Origin of the sequence: Streptococcus sp. 23.2 (assembly GCF_016648665.1) — a bacterium.
In the GTDB taxonomy this organism is placed as follows: Bacteria; Bacillota; Bacilli; order Lactobacillales; family Streptococcaceae; genus Streptococcus; species Streptococcus salivarius_E.
The window spans coordinates 1-5,717 of sequence record NZ_JACLQJ010000030.1; the positions used below are offsets into that span (position 1 = coordinate 1).

1 protein-coding gene is annotated in these 5,717 nt (G+C 38.9%); it reads left to right on the plus strand.

Features of this window, described 5'->3' with window-relative positions; all coding sequences use genetic code 11:
• Positions 1-5,717, plus strand: a 5,717-nt coding sequence (locus H7T98_RS10040; RefSeq protein ID WP_311636658.1) for an SspB-related isopeptide-forming adhesin, incomplete at both ends; no start/stop codon positions are given.

Genomic DNA, 5,717 nt, shown 5'->3' on the forward strand with positions numbered 1-5,717 from the left:
AATGGTGTGATTACTGCAACCCTTAAAGCTGGCTTCACTAAGTCACTTGGCGATGCGGACAACACTCAAGTGATCGATACAACTAAATTCGCCTTCGGACGTTACTACAAGTTCGACATTCCAACAACAGTGAAAGCTGATGTGGCGGCTGGTGTAGATATCGAAAATACTGCAGCTCAAGTAGTGAACTACTACAACCCAACAACTAAGAAGGTTGAAACTCCAAACAAACCTACTCAAAAACGTGTAAACAGCGTACCAGTACAAGTAGAGTTCAACTTCACTAAACGCTTGGAAGGCCGTGAGCTTAAAGCTAACGAATTCAGTTTCGTACTTAAGAATTCAGCTGGTGAAGTAGTTGAAACTGTAACGAACGATGCGGCAGGAAACGTTAAGTTCTCAGCTATCGAATTCAAGAAAGAACAAGCTGGTGTTCACAACTACACAGTTGAAGAAGTAGCTGGAACAGACGCAACCGTTACATACGATACTATGAAAGCGAATGTAACAGTAACTGTTTCTCACGATGGAACAGCTAAAGTTCTTGTGGCAACTGTTGGCGATATCGCTGATAAAGAGTTCAACAATACTGTTCGTCCTCCAGAAGAACCTAAGTTCCAACCAGAGAAATACGTTCTTAGCAAAGATAAAGGTGAATTCGATATCACTGGTACCAAACTTCTTGATGATGATTCTGAGTTGACTGATAAATATGGAGAAACAAATACTGATCCATATGTCGATAAAACTGACAACAACGAAAAAATTGATACAGGTAAAGTTGACAAAGATGAAAAACCAATATTCGACTTTATAAACATCAATACTCAACCAGTAAAACGTGGTGACACTATCAACTACCAAGTATGGCTTGATACAACTCAATTTGATGCAAACAACAAGGATAACATTCAATCTGTTGGTATCACTGATACTTACGATAAAGCTAAATTGGAAGTAAGTGAATCAGCAATCAAGGCTTACGATGGTAAGAGTGGTGACGACGTTACAGACAAATTCCATATCACAGTTAATAACGGAGTGATTGCTGCAACTCTTAAAGCTGGCTTCACTAAGTCACTTGGCGATGCAGAAAACACTCAAGTTATCGATACTACTAAGTTCGAATTTGGACGCTACTACAAGTTTGTCATTCCAGCTAAGGTTGCTGACGGTGCTTATGATGGTGCTGAAATTGAAAATACAGCAGCTCAAGTAGTTAACTATTACAACCCAACTACTAAGAAAGAAAAACCAGTAGAAAAACCAACTGAAAAACGTGTTAACAACGTTCCAACTGCTATCGAGTTGATCTTTGGTAAGACACTTAACGGACGTCAGTTGAAAGATCAAGAATTTACTTTCGAATTGAAAGATGAAGAAGGTAATGTTCTTGAAACAGTTAAGAATGATGCCGAAGGTAAAGTTAAATTCTCTACTATCAACTACGTTAAAGCAGATCTTGGTAAGACATTCAACTACACAGTAGAAGAAGTTAAAGGAACTGACACAACAGTTACTTACGATAACATGAAAGTCAATGTTACTGTTCAAGTTATCCAACCTGCACCAGGTGCTCAATTAACAACTGTCGTTTCTTACGCTACAGTAGGTGGAGATGCTTATGGCGCTGACGATCGTGTCTTCGATAACGAGGTAATTCCTAACTTCAAACCAGAGAAATACGTTGTTTCAGAACCAAGATTCGATATCATTGGTAACAAACTTGCCGATGATGATAAAGAGTTGGAAGACAAGTACGCAGATACCAATGCGAAACCATATGCGGACGTTGCGTCAAACAACGAAAAAGAAAACTTGAATACTAAGTCAGTTGAACGTGGTCAAAAGATTTACTATCAAGTATGGCTTGATACTCGAGAATTTACAGCAGAAAACAATCTTCAAACAGTTGGTATCAAAGATAACTACGAAAAAGATAAGCTTGATATCAACGCTGATGATATCAAGGTTTACGATGGTATCACTGGTGAAGATGTAACAGCTAAATTCGACATCAACGTTGAAAACGGTGTAATCAGTGCTTCATCTAAAGCAAGCTTGACTAAACCTATCAGCGCTACAGACGCAAGTCCAGTTATTGATACAACTAAATTTGAGTTTGGTCGTTACTATAAATTTGATATCCCAGCAACTGTTAAACAAACAGTTAAAGCTGGTGTAGATATTGAAAATACCGCTAACCAAACAATTCACCAATACAATCCATTCAATAAGAAAGTTAAAGATTCTGAAAAACCTACTCAAAAACGTGTCAACAGCGTACCAGTACAAGTAGAATTCAACTTCACTAAACGTTTGGAAGGTCGTGAGTTGAAAGCTAACGAATTCAGCTTCGTGCTTAAAGATTCAACAGGTAAAGTTGTTGAAACTGTAAGCAACGATGCAGATGGAAACGTTAAGTTCTCAGCTATCGAATTCAAGAAAGAACAAGCAGGCGTTCACAACTACACTGTAGAAGAAGTAGCTGGAACAGACGCAACCGTTACATACGATACTATGAAAGCGAATGTAACAGTAACTGTTTCTCACGATGGAACAGCTAAAGTTCTTGTGGCAACTGTTGGCGATATCGCTGATAAAGAGTTCAACAACGTAGTAACACCTCCAACTGAGCCTAAGTTCCAACCAGAGAAATATGTATTGAATACAGAGAAATATTCAATCACAGATAACAAACTTCTTGATGATGATTCAGAGTTAACAAACAAATACACTGAAACAGAAGCTAATCCTTACGTTGATAAAACTGATAACAACGAGGCAGAAAACATCAATACGAAGTCAGTTAAACGTGGTGATAAACTTGTTTACCAAGTGTGGTTGGATACAACTAAATTTGACGCAGCTAACAAGGACAACATCCAATCAGTAGGCATCTCAGATGACTACGATGAAGCGAAGTTGGATCTTGATTCTACTAAGATCAAAGCCTACGATTCAGTAACAGGTGACGATGTAACAGATAAATTCGATATCACAGTTAATAACGGTGTGATTACTGCAACTCTTAAAGCTGGCTTCACTAAGTCACTTGGCGATGCGGATAACACTCAAGTTATTGACACAACTAAGTTCGCATTTGGACGTTACTACAAGTTCGACATCCCAACGACAGTGAAAGCTGATGTGGCAGCTGGTGTAGATATCGAAAATACTGCGGCTCAAGTAGTCAACTACTACAACCCAACAACTAAGAAGGTTGAAACTCCAAACAAACCTACTCAAAAACGTGTCAACAGCGTACCAGTACAAGTAGAGTTCAACTTCACTAAACGCTTGGAAGGTCGTGAGCTTAAAGCTAACGAATTCAACTTCGTTCTTAAAGATTCAACAGGTAAAGTCCTTGAAACTGTAAGCAACGATGCGGATGGTAACGTTAAGTTCAAAGCTCTTGAATTCAAGAAGGGTGAAGAAGGTGTTCACAACTTTACAGTTGAAGAGGTTAAAGGAACTGACGGAACTGTAACATACGATACTATGAAAGCAAATGTCACAGTAACAGTATCACACGACGGAACAGCTAAAGTTCTTGTGGCTACTGTAGGCGACATCGCAGACAAAGAGTTCAACAATACAGTAACACCACCAGAAACTCCAGAATTCAACCCAGAGAAATACGTTCTAAACGAAAAAGAATTTGACCTAACAGGAACTTCATTATTAGATGATGATAAAGAATTAGCAGACAAGTATGCAGATACAAATGCAAACCCATATGCTGATAAAGCTGATAACAATGAAGCTCAAAACATTAACACTAAATCAGTTAAACCAGGTCAAAAACTAGTTTACCAAGTATGGTTAGATACAACTAAATTTGATGCAAACAACAAAGACAACATCCAATCTGTAGGAATCTCAGATGACTATGATGAGGCTAAAGTTGATGTTGATGCTTCAGCAATCAAAGCTTACGATGGTAAAACTGGTGCTGATGTAACATCTAAATTTGATATCACAGTAGCTAACGGAGTAATCACAGCAACCCTTAAAGATGGCTTCACTAAGTCACTTGGCGATGCAGAAAATACTCAAATCATCGACACAACTAAATTCGAATTCGGACGTTACTACAAGTTTGATATTCCAGCAACTGTTAAAGCGGACGTTAAAGGTGGAGTAGACATCGAAAATACTGCGGCTCAAGTAGTGAACTACTACAACCCAGTAAGCAAGACTGTTGAAAAACCAAGCAAACCAACTGAAAAACGTGTTAACAGCGTACCAGTACAAGTAGAGTTCAACTTCACTAAACGTCTGGAAGGACGTGAATTGAAAGCTAACGAATTCAGCTTCGTATTGAAAGATTCAGAAGGTAAAGTCCTTGAAACTGTAATGAACGATGCCTCTGGTAACGTTAAGTTCTCTAAACTTGAATTCAAGAAAGAACAAGCGGGCGTTCACAAATTCACAGTTGAAGAAGTGAAGGGTACTGATGGAACTGTCGCTTACGATGCGATGAAAGCAGTAGTAACTGTAGAAGTTAAACATGACGGAACAGCGAAAGCTCTTATCACTAACGTAACAGATCCAGCAGACAATGAGTTCAACAACCGTGTAACTCCTCCAGAAACTCCAGACTTCAATCCAGAGAAATACATCTTGAACGAATCTAAATTCGATATTACAGGTGACAAACTTCTCAACGATGATAAAGAGTTGAAGGATAAGATTGCGGAAACAAATGCAAATCCTTACGTTGATAAGACTGATAACAACGAAGCTCAAAATATCAATACTAAGACACTCAAGAAAGGTGATAAAGTATACTACCAAGTATGGTTGGATACAACTAAATTCACTGAAGCACACAATATTCAATCTGTTGGTATTACAGATAAATATGACAGTGCAAACTTGACTGTCAACGGAGCTGGTATTAAGGCATACGACTCTGTAACAGGAGAAGATGTGACAGCTAAGTTTGATATCAAGGTTGAAAACGGTGTGATTACTGCAACATCTAAAGCTGACCTTACTAAGTCACTTGGAGATGCAGAAAATACACAAGTCATCGACACAACTAAGTTCGCCTTCGGACGTTACTACAAGTTTGAAATCCCAGCAGAAATTAAACAATCTGCTAAGGACGGTGTTGACATTGAAAATACAGCCTCACAAATCGTTCACCAATACGACCCAACTAAGAAATCTGTTGAAAAACCAGAAAAACCAACAGAAAAACGTGTAATCAATATCCCAACTAAAGTTGAGTTTGAATTCACTAAGAAACTTGAAGGCCGTCAACTTAAGGCTGGTGAGTTTAGCTTTGTACTTAAAGATAGCAAGGGTAATGTGATTGAAACTGTAAGCAATGATGCTAAAGGTAAGATCAAGTTCTCTGCACTTGAGTACAAACGTGGTGAAGAAGGTACTCACATTTATACTGTTGAAGAAGTACAAGGTAACGATACAACTGTTACTTACGATAAGATGGTAGCTAGAGTCGTTGTTTCAGTAACTAAAGACGGTAAAGTCTTGACAGTAACTTCTCAATTGCCAGAAGATACTGAGTTCAACAATATTGTGACACCACCGACTCCTCCAACACCACCGACTCCACCAACTCCTCCAACACCAGTAGTTCCACCAGTAACACCACCGACTCCTCCAACACCAGTGGTTCCACCAGTGACACCACCAACTACACCAGAAGCTCCTAAAGGACCAGCACTCCCTGAAACAGGTGATGA